The organism is Tessaracoccus palaemonis, assembly GCF_019316905.1.
GTDB classification, from domain to species: Bacteria; Actinomycetota; Actinomycetes; order Propionibacteriales; family Propionibacteriaceae; genus Arachnia; species Arachnia palaemonis.
In genome coordinates this window covers 2129111-2145537 of the sequence record NZ_CP079216.1, presented here as the reverse complement: position 1 = coordinate 2145537, position 16427 = coordinate 2129111, and the positions used below count along the sequence as shown (strand labels likewise).

Annotated in this window: 13 protein-coding genes; 10 read left to right on the top strand and 3 right to left on the bottom strand. The window is 69.3% G+C overall.

Features of this window, described 5'->3' with window-relative positions; translation table 11 throughout:
• The first annotated feature begins 137 nt into the window (after positions 1 to 137).
• A complete protein-coding gene (locus KDB89_RS09705) occupies positions 138 to 1220 on the top strand; it encodes a C40 family peptidase (protein ID WP_219080576.1) in 1083 nt (360 codons plus the stop codon).
• A gap of 1 nt (position 1221) precedes the next feature.
• Here KDB89_RS09705 and KDB89_RS09700 read toward each other — a convergent pair whose 3' ends face one another.
• Positions 1222 to 2007: an alpha/beta hydrolase gene (locus tag KDB89_RS09700; protein ID WP_219080574.1), complete on the bottom strand. Its 786-nt coding sequence runs from the start codon at positions 2005 to 2007 to the stop codon at positions 1222 to 1224.
• Between the two features lie 38 nt (positions 2008 to 2045).
• On the opposite strand from KDB89_RS09700, the gene KDB89_RS09695 reads away from it, so the two are divergent.
• The 5 genes from KDB89_RS09695 (at position 2046) to KDB89_RS09675 (ending at position 7160) form a co-directional block, all read left to right on the top strand.
• A complete protein-coding gene (locus KDB89_RS09695; protein WP_219080572.1) occupies positions 2046 to 2810 on the top strand; it encodes a lysophospholipid acyltransferase family protein in 765 nt (254 codons plus the stop codon).
• A complete protein-coding gene (locus KDB89_RS09690; RefSeq protein WP_219080570.1) occupies positions 2807 to 4006 on the top strand; it encodes a sensor histidine kinase in 1200 nt (399 codons plus the stop codon). Before KDB89_RS09695 ends, KDB89_RS09690 begins: the two co-directional genes overlap by 4 nt.
• Positions 4006 to 4668 (top strand): response regulator, encoded by a 663-nt coding sequence (locus KDB89_RS09685; RefSeq protein ID WP_219080568.1) that lies wholly within the window; start codon positions 4006 to 4008, stop codon positions 4666 to 4668. Before KDB89_RS09690 ends, KDB89_RS09685 begins: the two co-directional genes overlap by 1 nt.
• An 81-nt stretch (positions 4669 to 4749) precedes the next feature.
• Positions 4750 to 6135, top strand: a complete 1386-nt coding sequence (locus KDB89_RS09680; protein WP_219080566.1) for a class II 3-deoxy-7-phosphoheptulonate synthase — start codon at positions 4750 to 4752, stop codon at positions 6133 to 6135.
• Positions 6132 to 7160: a threonine aldolase family protein gene (locus tag KDB89_RS09675; protein ID WP_369408083.1), complete on the top strand. Its 1029-nt coding sequence runs from the start codon at positions 6132 to 6134 to the stop codon at positions 7158 to 7160. The genes KDB89_RS09680 and KDB89_RS09675 overlap by 4 nt, the downstream gene beginning before the upstream one ends.
• Here KDB89_RS09675 and KDB89_RS09670 read toward each other — a convergent pair.
• Both KDB89_RS09670 and KDB89_RS09665 read right to left on the bottom strand, forming a co-directional pair.
• Positions 7150 to 8253: a hypothetical protein gene (locus KDB89_RS09670; RefSeq protein ID WP_219080564.1), complete on the bottom strand. Its 1104-nt coding sequence runs from the start codon at positions 8251 to 8253 to the stop codon at positions 7150 to 7152. The genes KDB89_RS09675 and KDB89_RS09670 overlap by 11 nt on opposite strands.
• Positions 8254 to 8299: 46 nt before the next feature.
• Positions 8300 to 9331, bottom strand: a complete 1032-nt coding sequence (locus KDB89_RS09665; RefSeq protein WP_255555870.1) for a LacI family DNA-binding transcriptional regulator — start codon at positions 9329 to 9331, stop codon at positions 8300 to 8302.
• Between the two features lie 322 nt (positions 9332 to 9653).
• On the opposite strand from KDB89_RS09665, the gene KDB89_RS09660 reads away from it, so the two are divergent.
• The 4 genes from KDB89_RS09660 (at position 9654) to lacZ (ending at position 15802) form a co-directional block, all read left to right on the top strand.
• Positions 9654 to 10958, top strand: a complete 1305-nt coding sequence (locus KDB89_RS09660) for an ABC transporter substrate-binding protein (RefSeq protein WP_219080562.1) — start codon at positions 9654 to 9656, stop codon at positions 10956 to 10958.
• A 98-nt stretch (positions 10959 to 11056) separates the two neighbouring features.
• Entirely contained in the window at positions 11057 to 11989 is a 933-nt protein-coding gene (locus KDB89_RS09655) for a carbohydrate ABC transporter permease (protein WP_219080560.1), read from the top strand.
• Complete coding sequence (locus KDB89_RS09650) at positions 11982 to 12794, top strand: carbohydrate ABC transporter permease (RefSeq protein WP_219080558.1); 813 nt, start codon at positions 11982 to 11984, stop codon at positions 12792 to 12794. Before KDB89_RS09655 ends, KDB89_RS09650 begins: the two co-directional genes overlap by 8 nt.
• Complete coding sequence (gene lacZ / locus KDB89_RS09645) at positions 12791 to 15802, top strand: beta-galactosidase, LacZ type (protein WP_219080556.1); 3012 nt, start codon at positions 12791 to 12793, stop codon at positions 15800 to 15802. The genes KDB89_RS09650 and lacZ overlap by 4 nt, the downstream gene beginning before the upstream one ends.
• The last annotated feature ends 625 nt before the right edge of the window (positions 15803 to 16427 follow it).

The window sequence follows — 16427 nt, the reverse complement described above, 5'->3', positions numbered from 1 at the left end:
CCAGACGTTACCGACGGGCTCCGACACTTCCGCGGAAGGGGCAGGGACCGCCTGTGGACAACCCGCCGGGCAACTTGAGAAATCCTTAAGACGCCTCTAAGGTTTTCTCAGACTGGTCCCCCTCGTCTGGAGTATCTGTGAAGCGAATCCGCACCGCCCTCGTGGGCGTCGTCGCCGCTGCGTGCATGGTCACCGGAACCCTCTCGGCGAACGCCGACCCCGATGCGGTGGCTGAGGCGAAGTCCGAGCTCGCCCGCATCCAGCAGGAGTCCTCGGCGCTGGATCAGCAGATCATCGAGGCGTTCGACGCCGCGGACAAGGCCACCGCGAAGCTCAAGACCCTGAAGGCGGACCTCAAGGCCCAGGAGGCCAAGGTCGACGCCGGCATCACCGAGCTGGGCGACGCGGCGGCTCTGCAGATGGGCAACGACTCGGTCTCGCTCGCAGCGCAGCTTCTCACCACGAGCGACTCCGCCAACTTCCTCTCCGGGCTCTCCGCCATGCAGGCCGAGGTCGACCGTTCCTCGGCCGGCGTCCAGCAGCTCCAGCTGGAGCAGGCCAAGCTCGAGACCCTCCGCACGGAGGCCGCGGACACCAAGGCCGAGGCCGACAAGCAGGCGAAGGCCAAGGAGTCGCTGAAGGCCGACTATGACGAGAAGGAGGCCGAGGCGCAGGCCGTCTACGACAGGCTCTCCGCAGAGGAGCAGCAGCGCCTCGCCGACCTGCAGGCCGAGGAGGAGGCTGCGGCCACCGCTGCCGCTGAGGCCTCCGCGGCCCGATCCGCCGGCGCCAGCCGCGGCGAGGACCGCAGCGAGACAGCCTCGTCGTCCAGCTCCAGCGACTCGACCAGCACCGCCGCCGGCTCCGGCCGCGCGTCCAGCGCCGTCAGCGCCGCGCTGTCGAAGGTGGGAAGCAGCTATGTCTTCGGCTCGACCGGGCCGTCGTCCTTCGACTGCTCCGGCCTCATGTACTGGGCCTACAGCCAGGCCGGCATCAGCCTGCCCCGCTCCTCCGGCGCGCAGTACAGCGGGGCAGGATCCCGGGTCTCGATCTCCGACCTGAGGCCCGGCGACCTGGTCTTCTACTACAGCCCCATCAGCCACGTCGGCATGTACATCGGCGGCGGCAGGATCGTGCACGCAGCCAACCCCCGCACCGGCGTGACGGTGGCGGGCCTCCGCTCGATGCCGATCAGCGGCGCGGTGCGCGTCGTCGGCTGACTCAGGCGCGGGCCGCGATGAAGGCCCGCGACTCGTCGATGATGCGCTGCGCGTCGTGGTCGAGCGTCGCGACGTGGTAGCTGTCCGGCAGCGACACCTCGCGCACGGTCGCGACGTGGCGGCCGATCACCTCCCCGCTCAGGTCGTCGACGACGTGGTCGCCCGCCGAGCGCATCAGAAGCACGGGGGCGGTCACCCGCGGTAGCGCCTCCCGGGTCACGCGCCACAGGTCCGTCATGGTCTTCAGCGTGGTCACCGAGAACCGGTCGTAGCCGGGCTCCACGACGCCCTCGAGCGCGATGTCCGACGCGATGCCCGGCTGGGACGGCAGCACCCTGTGCAGCGCCGCCGCTGCGGGGATCCGCCTGTCGCGGGTGGCGACGGCGGGATTCACGAGCAGCACCCCGGCCACCGGCTCGCGGGAGGCAATCAGGAGCGCCAGCGCCCCGCCCATCGACAGCCCGGCCACGAAGACCTCATCGCAGGCCGCGGCGAGCTCGTGGTAGGCATCCTCCAGCTCCCAGTACCAGTCCCACCATCGGGTCCTCGCCAGGTCGTGCCAGTGCGTGCCGTGGCCCGGCAGCCGCGGCGCGATGACGCGGGCGCCCGGCCAGCCCTCGGCGCTCTCGGCGATTCCCCTGGCCCACGGCGCCACGGAGGCGACCGTTCCCGTGAAACCGTGGCTCACGAGCACCCCGATGCTGCCCTCGCCGATTCTCAGCGGCCGGGCCTCCGGCAGGACGGGGTGGTGGGGGTTCCGGGGCGGCAGCGGTGGCAGCGGAGTCATAGCCGAAGGATACGGCGACGGCCATTAGACTGCTGGCCATGACGGCTGCCTACACCTTCTTCAAGCTCGCGATCTTCCGTCCCCTGGTGAAGTACGGCTACTCCACCATCGTGATCGGCGCGGAGAATTTCCCGAAGGAGGGCGGCGCCATCCTCGCCAGCAATCACATCGGCGCGCTCGACTCGCTCGTCGTGCCGGCCATGATGCCGCGCGAGATCACGTTCCCCGCGAAGAAGGAGTTGTTCTCCGGCAAGGGAGGGCCAGGCCAGAAGATCGTCGCATGGTTCCTCAAGACCGTCGGCATGGTGTCGATGGATCGCAGCGGCGGCCGGGCCAGCGCCGCCGCGCTGGGTGAGATCACCGCGGTGCTGGAGGAGGGGCGGGTCGTCGCGATCTACCCCGAGGGCACGCGTTCCCCGGACGGCCGGCTGTACAAGGGCAAGACCGGCATGGCGCGCATGGCGCTCACCCACGACGTCCCCGTCATCCCCGTCGGAGTCAGCGGCACCAAGTCCTTCAAGGGCCCCTTCGGCATCCCCTGGGCGAAGCGGCCGGTCGTGGTGATTGGCAGGCCCCTGTACTTCCCGGACTACGCGGCGAGCCCGAACAACAGCAAGGCCCTGCGCTGGGTGACCGACGAGACCATGGCCGCCATCCAGCAGCTGACCGGTCAGGAGTACGTCGACGTGTACGCGTCGCGCGTGAAGCATGGGGACCTCGCCGGCGGCGGCGCCGACGCCTTCGTGCTGCCCCGTCCGGGTGGCGGAGACGCCCCCGTCATCGAGCCCCGCCCGGAGTCGTGAATCAGCGGCCGGCCGACACGACCCGTCCCCTGACCTGGGTGCGGGCGCAGGCGCTGTGGTTCCGTGACCGCGACGACCTGCTCGGCAGGGTGCTGGTGGTCTGTGAGGGCGCCCGGGGGCTGCTCGCGCTGCAGGCGGCCGCGGTGAACCTGGCCATCGTGCTGCCGCGCTCCGACAATGTGATCGGGGTCGCGGCCGCGACCATCGCGCTGCTCTACTGGCAGCTGTTCCTCTCGTGGCGGATGCGCCGATCCCAGCAGCGGACGTTGTCGACCCACCTGGCGGACCTCGGGGTGACGTGCGCCATCATCCTGACGACGGCCCAGGTTGCGCCGGAGGCGTCGGTGCTGACCCTGGCCGGCTACTGGGCGGGTGGCTGCGCGGCCTACGCCGCCGTCTTCCGCAGCATCCGCTGGGGGGTCGGGTTCTCGCTCGTCACGGCGGCGGCCATGCTCGTCGACCCCGGCGGGTTCGTCGGGGAGCGGGTGGGCCTGGCGTTCGCGATGGTCGTGCTCAGCGCCGCGCTCGCGCTGCTGATCAACCAGTTCCGCGCCACGATCATCCAGCAGGAGCAGGAGCGCATGCGGTCCGCGTCGCTCGCCGAGAGGGAGCGTCTGTCGCGCATCGTGCACGACGGCGCGCTGCAGGTGCTGGCGCTGGTGGAGCGCGAGGGCGCCTCCCTCGGCCCGCGCGGCCTGCGGCTGGCCGCGCTGGCTCGCGAGTCGGAGGCGCAGCTGCGCGGCCACCTGCAGGACCGGGAGGTCGAGGTGGCTGCCGCCGACACCGTCGACCTGGCCGCCGCGCTCGACAAGTACGGCTCAGCCCGGGTCACGGTGTCCACCATGGCGTCGCTGGTCACGGTGCCGCGCCGGCTCGTCGACGAGATCGAGGCGACCCTTGCCGAGATCCTGACCAACGTCGAGCGACACGCAGGGCCTGGGGCCCAGGTGTGGATTCTCCTCGACCAGGAGCTGGACGACGAGGTGATCCTCTGGGTCCGCGACAACGGCGTCGGCATGAGCGCCGGTCAGGCGCAGGAGGCCGCGGACAACGGCAGGCTGGGCATCCGGGACTCCATCGTCGGGAGGATGGCGGCGCTGGGTGGGTCGGCGATCCTGAAGTCGTCGCCGGGCGCGGGTACCGAGTGGGAGCTACGCTTTCCGTTGGACGGCCCGGAGATGGAAGGTGGTGCCTGATGCCAGAGCGCAGGCGTGTGATGCTCGTCGATGACCACCCCATGTGGATCGACGCGCTGAGCGAGGACCTCACAGAGGTCGGCTTCGAGATCGTCGCGGTCGCCAAGAACGGGCGCGAGTGCCTGGACCGGGCGCGGGCCGCACGGCCCGAGATCATCGTGATGGACCTGCAGATCCCCGAGCCTGACGGCGCGACCTGCATCGAGATCCTGCTGGGGGAGTTCCCCGACCTGCACGTGCTGGTCATGTCCGCCTCCGGCGAGCGCGACGACGTGCTGCGCGCCATGAAGGCCGGCGCCAAGGGGTACCTCGTGAAGTCCGCCTCCAAGGAGGAGCTGATCGACGGTGTGCAGCGCACCGCGGTCGGAGATGCCGTGTTCACGCCCGGCCTGGCGGGGCTGGTGCTCGGCGAGTTCCGCCGGATGGTCAACGTCGCCCACTCCCGCAACGAGGAGGGACCGGTGCTGACCAGCCGCGAGGTCGAGGTGCTGCGCCGCGTGGCGAAGGGCATGGCCTACCGGGAGATCGCCGACGAGCTGTTCGTGTCGCACCGCACGGTCCAGAACCACGTGCAGAACGTGCTGCGGAAGCTGCAGCTGCACAACCGCGTCGAGCTCACGCTGTATGCCATCGACCAGGGCCTGCACGACCCCAACGCCTGAGCCGTCGACGTTCACTCCAGGGGGAGTCCAGCGCGCCGCCGTCGTGCGGGGGCCCGTGTCCTCTCTAGTACCCTTGGCGCCATGTCGAGCATCATTTCCCGGGAAGAACTGCGCGCGCTGCCACTCATCCAGCAGCCGAGCTACCCGGACCGGCGGGCTCTCGACCGCACCATCGACTCCCTGGAGAAGCTGCCCCCGCTCGTGTTCGCGGGGGAGTGCGACGACCTGCGCCTGAAGCTGGCCGACGTCGCCGACGGCAAGGCCTTCCTCCTGCAGGGCGGCGACTGCGCCGAGACCTTCGAGGCCGTGACGGCGGAGAACATCAAGCGCAAGCTGCTCGTGCAGCTGTCGATGGCCGTTGTCATGACCTATGCGGCCCAGGTGCCCGTGGTCAAGGTCGGCCGCATCGCCGGGCAGTACGCCAAGCCGCGTTCCAAGGACACCGAGACCCGCGGCGACGTGACGCTCCCCGCCTACCGCGGCGACGCCATCAACGGCTTCGACTTCACGCCCGAGGCCCGGGTGCACAACCCGAAGCGGCTCCTCGACGTGTACACCTCCTCGGCCGCGACGCTGAACCTGGTGCGGGCCTTCGTCAAGGGCGGCTTCGCCGACCTGCGCGGCGTGCACAGCTGGAACTCGGCGTTCGTGCGCGACTCCGAGGTCGAGGCCGAGTACGAGGACCTCGCCAACGAGATCTCCCGCGCGCTGGCGTTCATGGTCGCCTGCGGGGTGCAGGACGACTCGCTGGACACCGTCGACTTCTACGCCTCGCACGAGGCGCTGCTGCTCGAGTACGAGCGCGCGCTGACCCGCGTCGACTCCCGCTCGCAGGAGCTCTACGGCTGCTCGGGCCACATGCTCTGGATCGGCGAGCGGACCCGCCAGCTGGACGGCGCGCACGTCGAGTTGCTGCGCCGGGTGCGCAACCCGTTGGGCATCAAGCTCGGTCCCACGACGACGCCGGAACAGGCGATCGCGCTGGCCGACCGCCTCGATCCCGACAGGGTCCCCGGCCGGATCACGTTCATCGCGCGCATGGGCGCGGGCAAGGTCCGCGACGTGCTGCCCGGCGTCATCGCGGGCGTCGAGGCCACCGGCCGCAAGGTCGCGTGGGTGTGCGACCCGATGCACGGCAACACGTTCGAGGCCGCCAACGGCTACAAGACCCGCTCCTTCGCCGACGTCGTCGACGAGGTCAACGGCTTCTTCGACGTCCACGAGCAGCTGGGCACCTGGCCCGGCGGCCTGCACGTCGAGCTGACCGGCGACGACGTCACGGAATGCGTCGGCGGCGTCAACCGGCTGAGCGAGGACGACCTGGCCAGCCGCTACGAGACCGTCTGCGACCCGCGGCTCAACCGCAACCAGTCGCTCGAGCTGGCCTTCACGGTCGCGAAGCGGCTGCGCTCCGGGCGGCTCAGGAGGGTCAACCCCGTGCAGCAGTTCGACGCCAAGGAGCTGTGACCGGCGTGATCGACCTGCGCAGCGACACCGTCACGCGCCCTGACGCCACGATGCTGGCCGCGATGGCGGCCGCCCCGGTGGGCGACGACGTCTACGGCGACGACCCGTCGGTCAACGCCCTCGAGGCGCGCGTGGCCGGGCTGTTCGGCAAGGAGGCGGGGCTCTTCTGTGCCACCGGCACGCTGAGCAATCTTCTGGGGGTGTGGCTGCACACCCCGCTCGGCGGGGAGGTGCTGTGCGACCAGTGGGCGCACATCGCCCGTGCCGAGATGGGCGCGCACGGCGCGCTGCACGGCGTCACCATGCGGACCTGGGCGTCCGACCGGGGGCGGCTGGGGGCCTCCGACGTGACCGCGCTGATCGCCACCGGCTGCGGGCCCTTCCTCGTCGAGACCGCCTGCGTCGCGGTGGAGGACACCCACAACTTCGGCGGCGGCACCGTGCAGGACTTCGATCAGCTGGTCGAGTTGTCCGCGGCGTTCCGCGCGGCGGGCGTGAAGCTGCACCTGGACGGGGCGCGGCTCGCCAACGCCGCGGCGGTCACCGGCCGCTCGTTCGCGGAGTACGGGGCGCTGTTCGACACCGTCAGCCTCTGCCTGTCGAAGGGGATCGGAGCGCCCGTCGGGTCGGTGCTGGTGGGTACCGCCGACAACATCGCGCGCGCCCGCGTGCAGCGCAAGCGGCTGGGTGCCGGGTGGCGCCAGGCCGGGGTTCTCGCCGCCGCTGCCGCCCATGCGCTGGACCACAACCTGGCCCGGATCGCCGACGACCACGCCGCCGCGCGCGCCTTCGCGGAGGCCGTCAACGCGGAGGCGCCGGGCACCGTCGACCTGGCGGGCGTGGAGACGAACATCGTCATCGTGCCGATGGCGGATGCCCCCGCCACCTCCGCCCGCCTCGTCGAGGCCGGCGTGCGGCTGACGACGCTGGGGCCGACGGCGCTGCGCGCGGTCACGCACCTGGACGTGACGCTCGACCAGTGCGCCGAGGCGGGCCGGATCGTCGGGGCGGCGCTCAGGGGCTGACGGCGTCGGTCGCCTTCGGGAAGGGACGCTGGGCCGCGCCCAGGTCCCTGTAGACGTGATCCGGAACGCGGGCGAAGAATCCCGTGAGGAACCGGTCCATGGCGGCGATGTCCTCGGGTGCCCAGGGGCCGCCGAAGCGGATCCTGCCCGCCGCGATCGAGAACGCCGGCGCGTTCCAGCTCAGCAGGTACTCCATCATCCGCTGGTGGATCACGTCGGAGGCGAAGCGCTCGTTGGGAGCGTTGATGCGCGCGCGCCGGTTGAACTCGGCCCACTCGAACTCCTGGCTGCGGCCGAAGAGGCCCCAGTTGACCGACAGGTCCGCGAAAGGGAACTGGGGGATGAACTCGCCGACGACCTCGGAGTGGTTGTCGGTCCTGGTGTGCGACCTGCCCTCCGAGTCGACCCACGTGTGGCTCGTCTGCCAGCGGTGCGTGAGCCGGACGAAGGGCAGCGGGCCGTCCGCGCGCAGGATGATGTCGCGCGCCTCGTGGGAGAACCCGTCGGTCGTGCAGGAGACAAGTGGCAGGTACGTGTCGTCCCGGGGCTTGTACACCCAGTCGGCGTGGCCCTGGAAGCTCAGCCACTGCGGCGGAACAGGGCCGTCGAGAGAGGCCGCGGGAGAGGCCAGGAGCCGGCCCCGTGCCTCGGCCAGCCGGACCACGGCGGCGTCGAGCCCCGCGGCGTCCGTGGGCGCGCCCACCAGCACCAGCTGGTCGTGGTCGACGTGCAGCGACTCCTCCTCGAGAAGGGTGACCGTGATCCCCGTGGCGGCGTCCGGACGCAGCGACCTGGGAAGTGCCAGCACGACGACGAGGCCGTCGGGCCGCGCCGCGGAGCTGCGATACCGCAACGCCCGGAAGCCGGTCCCGTCGCTCGCGGCGCCCCAGACGAGGTCGCTGGCGCGCCGGTCGAAACCCAACCCGAAGGGGGCGACGTTCAGGCCGAGCGTGACGTCCAGGCCGGGCGAGGCGACGAAGTTCCAGCCCCTGGCCCGCAGGGACGCGACGTAGCGGTTCCGTCGGATCAGGTACACCAGGACGCCGACGAGGGCGGCGACCACCACCAGGATGAAGATCGTCGACGCGTCCACCTCGTCATTGTGGCAGGCCGGGCCCGGGGTGCGCAGGCGGGACTGATCAGCGGGCGGGCGGAGCCGTCGTGCCCCTGACGAGGAGCTCCGTGGGTACCACGACCCTCGCCGGGGTCCCGGTGGCCGCCCCGTCGAGCTGCTCGGCGACCAGGCGCACGAGCTCGGTGCCGATGCGGGTGAAGTCCTGCCGGATGGTGGTCAGTGGGGGGGAGGAGAACTCGCTGAGCGCGATCCCGTCGAACCCGATGACCGAGACATCGTCGGGAACCCGCCGCCCCGCCTCGTGCAGGGCACGCATCAGGCCGAATGCCATCTCGTCGTTCGCGCAGTACACGGCCGTCACGTCCGGGTCGGCCGCCAACCGCTGACCGGCCTGGTAGCCGGACCTGGCGGTCCAGTCGCCCTGCAGGGGCTCCGGGGGCACGATCCCATGCTCGTTCAGGCAACGGCGCCAGGTGGCGCTACGGACGACGGCCGGCTGGGAGTCCGCAGCGCCGGCAATATGGTGCACGGTCCTGTGTCCCAGCCCCAGGAGGTGCCTGACCGCCTCCTGCGTGCCGCCGATCTGGTTCGCCACGACGGAGGAGTAGTGGCCCACCAGGCGGGAGTCGGACACGGCGACGGGCAGTGCCGGCGGCAGGGTCAGCGAACGGTGGGTGGCGTGACCCGCCCTGATGATGATGAGGCCGTCGACGGCCAGGTGCGAGAGCCGGTCGCTGGCGTCGCGCAGTTCCCCTGAATCGGGATTGCGCACCTCCAGCAGCGTGGTGGCGTACCCGCGTTCCTGCGCGGAGGAGACCACCGCGGCAGTCGTGAGGGCGTCGCCCGTGCGCTCCAGGCGCTGCGTGATGATCCCCAGCGCGCCGAAGGCACCACTGCGGAGCGCCCGCGCGGCCCTGTTCGGGACGTAGCCCAGCTTGCTCATCGCCTCCTGGACGCGCATCCTCGTGGCCGGCCGGACGTTCTGAGCCCCGGTGGACACGCGGGAGACTGTCTGGGCCGAGACGCCGGCGAGGCGTGCGACATCGCCGATCGAGGGGGACTTGGGACGCTGGGCGCCGCGCTGCGCGTGATCCATGACGGTGATGCTAGCAACTCCGCGGTGACAATCCCATGTGAACGTGACCATTCTCGTCCAGGTTGACCCTGCCTGTGCGCATCGTTATCAATTTGAGACTCAATGGAACCCCCATGGCACTGGCGCATGCCCGAATCCGGTGTTACGTTGTGGGAACGTAAACAAGTCGTGCTCCTCGCGGTTGAGGGCTGCGGCGCAGGGGCTGGCGAGGCTGCCGGACCTGAAGTGGAAGCGGCCGACCGGGGCCGGGTTCTCGTGCCGTGAAGTGTGTTTACGGGGTGCGAACGCTCCCGCTAAGGACCAACGAAAGGACCGTCCAAACATGAAGAACACCAGGAAGCTGACAGCGCTGGTCAGCGCTGGCATCTTGGCCCTCTCCCTGACCGCCTGCGGTGGCGGCAACTCCTCCGATGGCGCAAGCTCGGAGGGCGGCGGCGACAACACGCTGACCGTGTGGACCTGGGACCCTGCCTTCAACATCTTCGCCATGCAGGAGGCCGAGAAGGTCTACCAGCAGGATCACGCGGACTTCAAGCTCGACATCGTCGAGGTGCCGTGGGATGACCTGCAGACCAAGCTGACCACGATCGCGCAGGCGCAGTCGTGGGACGAGCTGCCCGACATCTTCCTGATGCAGAACAACGCGTTCCAGAAGAACGTGCAGAACTACCCCGACCTCGTCGCGTCGCTGGACGACTCCGGCATCGACTTCAGCGAGTTCCCCGACGGCGTGAAGGCGTACTCCAACGTCGACGGCTCCCAGTACGGCCTGCCGTTCGACGCCGGCACCGCGGTCACCGCGCTGCGCACCGACGTGCTGGAGGAGGCGGGCTACACCGTCGACGACTTCACCGACATCACCTGGTCCGACTTCCTGACCAAGGGCAAGGACGTCCTGGAGAAGACGGGCAAGCCGATGCTGTCCGGCCAGGCCGGCTCGTCCGACACCATCATGATGATGCTCCAGAGCGCCGGCGCCAGCCTGTTCGACGCCGAGGGCAACCCCACCATCACGGACAACGCGACCCTGAAGGCTGCCGTCGAGCAGTACAAGGAGCTCGTCGACGCGGGCGTCATGGTCGAGGTCAACTCGTGGGACGAGTACATCGGCACGCTGACCAACTCGACGGTGGCCTCCACCGTCAACGGCATCTGGATCGTCGGCTCCATCCAGACCGCGGAGGACCAGTCCGGCAAGTGGGGGCTGACCAATGTGCCCGCCCTCGACGGGGTCTCCGGCGCGACCAACTACTCCGCCAACGGCGGCTCGTCGTGGGCCATCAGCTCCACCGGCGACTTCGACCTGGCGTCGGACTTCCTGAAGTCGACCTTCGCCGGCTCGACCGAGCTCTACGACACGATCCTCCCGGAGGCCGGCGCGGTCGCCAACTGGATCCTGGCCGGTGACTCGGACGTCTACGCCGAGCCGCAGGAGTTCTGGGGCGGCCAGGCCATCTACAAGGACGTCGTCGAGTTCGGCACCAAGGTGCCGAGCAACAACACGGGCGTCTACTACTACGAGGCCCGTGACGCGGTGAGCGCCGCTCTCACCAAGATCATCGGCGGCACCGACGTCGACACCGCCCTCGCCGAGGCGCAGTCGACGGTCGAGTTCGCGATGCAGTGATCTGAGACAGATCTGCAGGGGTGCCGGGGGGTGTGGCCGCGGCCGCACCCCCGGCACCCCTGAGTCCCATGATCCGCACGCGAAAGGAGACCGATTCCATGTCCGCAACCGTCGTCGACGAACCCACCGCAACGAAGCGGCCGCGCGGCTCGATGAGCCCCTCGCAACGTCGAAACCTCACCGGCTGGGTCTTCCTGATCCCCGCCGCCGCGCTGATCGCCATCATGAGCTTCTGGCCCATGATCCAGGCGTTCATCCTGTCCCTCCAGACGGGCCGGGGCAGCAACCTCGACTGGGCAGAGCCGCTCTGGTACAACTACCAGCGCCTGTTCCAGGACGAGATCTTCAAGCTCACCCTGTCGAACACGTTCATCTACCTGATCATCCAGGTGCCGATCATGCTGATCCTGGCACTGGTGCTCGCGAACCTGCTCAACAACCCCAACCTCCGGTGGAAGGCCTTCTGGCGCACCGCCATCTTCCTGCCCTGTGCCGTCTCGCTCGTGTCGTACTCGCTGGTGTTCCGCACCATGTTCGCCACGGACGGCTTCGTCAACGACGCCCTGATGTGGCTGCACCTCATCGACTCGCCGATCAACTGGCTCGGCCAGGCGGGCACCGCGCGCTTCGTCATCATCCTCGGCCTCATCTGGCGCTGGACCGGCTACAACATGGTGTTCTACCTCGCCGCGCTGCAGAACATCGACGCCTCCAGCGTCGAGGCGGCCAAGGTCGACGGCGCCAACTCGTGGCAGACCTTCTGGTTCGTCACGGTGCCGCAGCTCAAGCCGATGATCCTGCTGACGGCGATCATGTCGACCAACGGCACGCTGCAGCTGTTCGATGAGTCGTTCAACCTGACCCGTGGCGGGCCCGCGTACCAGTCGATGACGATGTCGCACTACCTGTACGAGATCTCGTTCCAGCGCAACCCCAACGTCGGGTACGGCTCCGCGCTGTCCTACGTGATCCTGATCCTCGTGGCCGTGCTGGCCCTCATCCAGATGAAGGTGGGTGACAAGCGTGACTAGGACAACCTGGCGCAAGGTCCCTGGCTATGCGTTCCTGACGATCTTCTCGATCTTCTCCCTGTTCCCGCTGTACTTCATGGTGGTGGGCGCGACCAACACCAGCACCGACGTGCTGGCCTCCCGGCTGCTGCCGGGGGCGAACCTGATCCAGAACTTCCAGGATCTCGTCGCAGCCGCGGACGTCGCGTCGGCCATGTGGTACTCGGCGCTGTACGCCGTCGCCACGACGGTGCTGGCGCTGCTGGTCTGCTCGATCGCCGGCTACGGCTTCGAGATCTACCACTCCAAGGGCAAGGACCTGCTGATGGCTGTCCTGCTGCTGGCCATGATGATCCCGTTCGCCGCGACGATGATCCCGCTGTTCCGCATGTTCGCGAACTTCGGGATGGTCAACAGCGCGTTCGCCGTCATCCTGCCCGCCATCTCGACGCCGTTCCTGATCCTGCTGTTTCGGCAGTCGTCCAGGAGCTTCCCGCACGAGATCATCGAGGCCGCCCGCCTCGACGGGCTGCGCGAGCTGGAGATCTTCTTCCGCATCTACATCCCGACCATGAAGTCCACGTTCGCCGCGGCGGCCGTGATCACGTTCATGACGGCGTGGAACAACTTCCTCTGGCCGCGCGTCATCCTGCTGGACAACAAGGTCCAGACGATGCCGATGCTGATCTCCAACCTCAGCGCCGGCTACGTGACCAACTACGGCGTGCTGATGCTCGCCGTGCTGCTGGCCTCGCTTCCCGCGATGGTCGTCTTCCTCGCGCTGCAGCGCAGCTTCGCCCAAGGCATCACAGGAGCCATCAAGTGACCTTCGACCTGACCAGGATCTCCGACCCAGGCCTGTTCCGTGAGAACCGGCTCGACGCCCACTCCTCGCACCGCTGGTTCAGCGATGCGCAGGAGGCGGCGTCGGGTCGCTCGTCGTTCGAGCAGAACCTGAACGGGCTGTGGAAGTTCCACTACGCCCGCAACCCGCACCTGACGATCCCCGGCTTCGAGTCGCCGGACGTCGACGTGACGGGCTGGGACGACATCGTCGTCCCCGGACACATCCAGCTGCAGGGCTACGACCGCCCGCAGTACGCCAACACGCAGTACCCGTGGGACGGCCGCGAGGACGTCGCGATCGGCGACGCTCCGCAGCTGTTCAACCCCGTCGGCAGCTACGTGACGTTCTTCACGCCCGAGACGCCGCTGGCCGCCGGTGAGCGGCTGAGCGTCTCGTTCAAGGGCGCGGAGAGCGCCATCGCGGTGTGGCTCAACGGCACCTGGATCGGGTTCGCCTGCGACACGTTCACGCCCAGCGAGTTCGACCTGACCGACGCGCTGGTCGACGGTGAGAACCGCCTGGCCGCGCAGGTCTTCAAGTGGAGCGCCGCCTCGTGGCTCGAGGACCAGGACTTCTACCGGTTCTCCGGCCTGTTCCGCGACGTCGTCCTCTACCGTCGACCCCGCGCGCACGTCGAGGACGTCGACATCCGCGTCGACCTGTCCGACGATCTCGCCACCGCGACCGTCCGCGTCGTCACCGAACTCGTGGGCGACGGGGCCGTGACCGCGAGCCTCGAGGGCGTCGGGCAGCTGACGGCCGACGGCGACGGCGCCTTCTCCATCACCGTGACCGACCCGCGCCTGTGGAGCGCGGAGGACCCGCACCTCTACGGACTCACGCTCGAGGTGCGCGACGCGGGCGGGGCCCTGACGGAGGTGATTCCCGAGCGCGTCGGCATCCGCCGCTTCGGCATCGAGGACGGACTGCTGAAGATCAACGGGCAGCGCGTCGTCCTGAAGGGCGTCAACCGGCACGAGTTCGGCCTCAACGGCCGCGTGATGACCAGGGAGCGCACCGAGGCCGACCTGCAGCTGATGAAGGCCAACAACATCAACGCGGTCCGCACCAGCCACTACCCGAACAACACGTTCCTGTACGACCTGTGCGACGAGTACGGCCTCTACGTCATCGACGAGATGAACCTCGAGACGCACGGCCTGTGGGACCGGATCCGGTACTTCGACACGCCCGTGTCCGAGTCCGTGCCCGGCGACGACCCCCTGTGGCTGCCGGCGCTGCTCGACAGGGCCGACTCGATGTACCGGCGCGACCGCAACCACCCGAGCATCGTGATCTGGTCGCTCGGCAACGAGTCCTTCGGCGGCACGGACCTGCTGCAGGTCGGCGACCACTTCCGTGAGATCGACACCCGCCCGGTGCACTACGAGGGCGTCGCCTGGGATCCGCGCTACCCGGAGACCACCGACATCACGAGCACGATGTACACGTCGGCCGCGGCGGTCGAGGAGCACCTGAGCGTCCACCGCGACAAGCCGTACATCCTGTGCGAGTACGCCCACGCGATGGGCAACTCGTTCGGGGCCGTCGACCGCTACCTCGACCTCGCCTACCGCGAGCCGCTGTTCCAGGGCTTCTTCGTGTGGGACTTCGCCGACCAGGCGATCGCCCTGACCGACCGGCACGGGAACCCGTACTTCGGTTACGGCGGCGATTGCGGCGAGGCTCCGCACGACAGCGACTTCAGCGGCAACGGCCTGCTGTTCGCCGACCACACGCCCAAGCCGTTCCTGCGTGAGCTCGCCTACCTGTACCAGCCGGTGCTGGCCAGCGTCGGGGCCGACGAGGTCACGGTCACGAACCGGGAGCTGTTCACGTCCACGTCGCGCTACGAGTGCGTCGTGACGCTGGCGGAGCAGGGCCGCGTGATGGAGACGGGCGTCATCGACACCGATGTCGCGCCCGGCGGGTCCGCGGGTTACCCGCTGCCGATCGCGATCCCGCAGGTGCCGGGGGAGTACACCCTCGAGGTGTCGTTCCGGCTGCGTTCGGCCACGCGCTACGCGCCGGCCGGCCACGAGGTCGCCTTCGAGCAGACGGTGATCGAGGTGCCGGGCGCCGTCGCCCCGGCCGCGCCCGCGCGGCCGGAGATCGTCCGTGGCATCCACAACGTCGGCGTCCGGGGCCGACACTTCGAGGTCCTGTTCTCGAAGCTGCACGGCGGCATCCAGTCCTACCGGTACGGTTCGACGCCCGACGGCGGTCACGAGCTGCTCCGCGAGGTCCCCATGCCGAACTTCTGGCATGCGCCCACGTCCAACGAGCTCGGCTGGAAGGCGCCCTTCACCGACGGCGACTGGCTGCTCGCCAGCCGCTACGCCCGCCCGCGCGGCGAGAGCGCGATGGCAGGCGTCATCGAGCGCGACGACAGCATCGAGGTGGTCTACGCCTACTCGCTGCCCACCAGGCCCGTCAGCTCCTGCGACGTGTCCTACCGCGTCTTCGGCGACGGCACGGTCACCACGACCGTGACCCTGCGCCCCGGGGCGGGGCTGCCGGAGCTGCCCGAGTTCGGGATGCTCTTCTGCGTCGACGCCGACCTCGGACAGCTCCGTTGGTACGGCGACGGTCCGGAGGAGTCCTCGATCGACCGCCGCGGCGGCGTCCGGCTGGGCGTATGGGAGGCCGAGGTGAAGAATCAGCTCACGCGCTACCTGCGGCCGCAGGAGGCCGGTGGCCACACCGGTGTCCGGTGGGCGGAGGTGACCGACGCCCGTGGCGCCGGCCTGAGGTTCGAGTGCCAGGGCGGCATGGAGTTCTCCGCGCTGCCGTGGAGCCCGTTCGAGATCGAGAACGCTGCCCACCACACGGAGCTGCCGCCGATCAGCCGCACGTGGATCCGTCCCGTCGCGGTGCGCCGCGGCGTCGCCGGTGACGACTCGTGGGGAGCCCGCGAGCACCCCGAGTTCCGCATCGACGCCGACCGCGAGCGCGTGTTCACCTTCTCGTTCCGCGGCATCCGCTGACCCGACCGACGAGCCCGCCCTCCTCTCACCCTCGGGTGAGGGGAGGGCTTCGCATTGTGGTGCCTTCTCGGGTCGTTGAGCCTGTCGAAACGCCCTGAGCGCAGCGAAGGGTCCTAACTCGGTTCCGGTGCACAACGATGCGTATGTCGGTGCTGCTGTGTCTATGTTGCAGCGGTCCCCGTATAGGCATTGTTGTGCGGGAAAGGGCAGGCGGGTCAGGGTCAGGTGACCGGTTCGAGCCCGTCGCAGACGCCCTGAGCGCAGCGAAGGGAGAAGCCTGGGGAGATTGATTCCCTTCGCTTCGCTCAGGGCCCTTCGACGAGCTCAGGGAACCGCTGGGGTCGCCGAGCACTTCGACGGCCTCAGTTCGGGCCTTTCGAGGTGCCTGGTACGGGTCGCCGAGCCTGTCGAGGTGCCTGGTTCGGGTCGCCGAGCCTGTCGAGGTGCCTGGTTCGGGTCGCCGAGCCTGTCGAGGTGCCTGGTTCGGGTCGCCGAGCCTGTCGAGGTGCCTGGTTCGGGTCGCCGAGCCTGTCGAGGTGTCCGATCCGGCTCGCCGAGCCTGTCGAGGTGCCCGGTACGGTTCGCCGAGCCTGTCGAGGTGCCCTGAGCGAAGCGAAGGGAGTCC

What these genes read in the sequence shown, in the direction of transcription:
- KDB89_RS09700 (WP_219080574.1), bottom strand. Translation starts at nt 2,007, where the DNA reads ATGACTCCGCTGCCACCGCTGCCGCCCCGGAACCCCCACCACCCCGTC.
- KDB89_RS09695 (WP_219080572.1), top strand. Translation starts at nt 2,046, where the DNA reads ATGACGGCTGCCTACACCTTCTTCAAGCTCGCGATCTTCCGTCCCCTG.
- KDB89_RS09685 (WP_219080568.1), top strand. Translation starts at nt 4,006, where the DNA reads ATGCCAGAGCGCAGGCGTGTGATGCTCGTCGATGACCACCCCATGTGG.
- KDB89_RS09680 (WP_219080566.1), top strand. Translation starts at nt 4,750, where the DNA reads ATGTCGAGCATCATTTCCCGGGAAGAACTGCGCGCGCTGCCACTCATC.
- KDB89_RS09665 (WP_255555870.1), bottom strand. Translation starts at nt 9,331, where the DNA reads ATGGATCACGCGCAGCGCGGCGCCCAGCGTCCCAAGTCCCCCTCGATC.
- KDB89_RS09660 (WP_219080562.1), top strand. Translation starts at nt 9,654, where the DNA reads ATGAAGAACACCAGGAAGCTGACAGCGCTGGTCAGCGCTGGCATCTTG.
- KDB89_RS09655 (WP_219080560.1), top strand. Translation starts at nt 11,057, where the DNA reads ATGTCCGCAACCGTCGTCGACGAACCCACCGCAACGAAGCGGCCGCGC.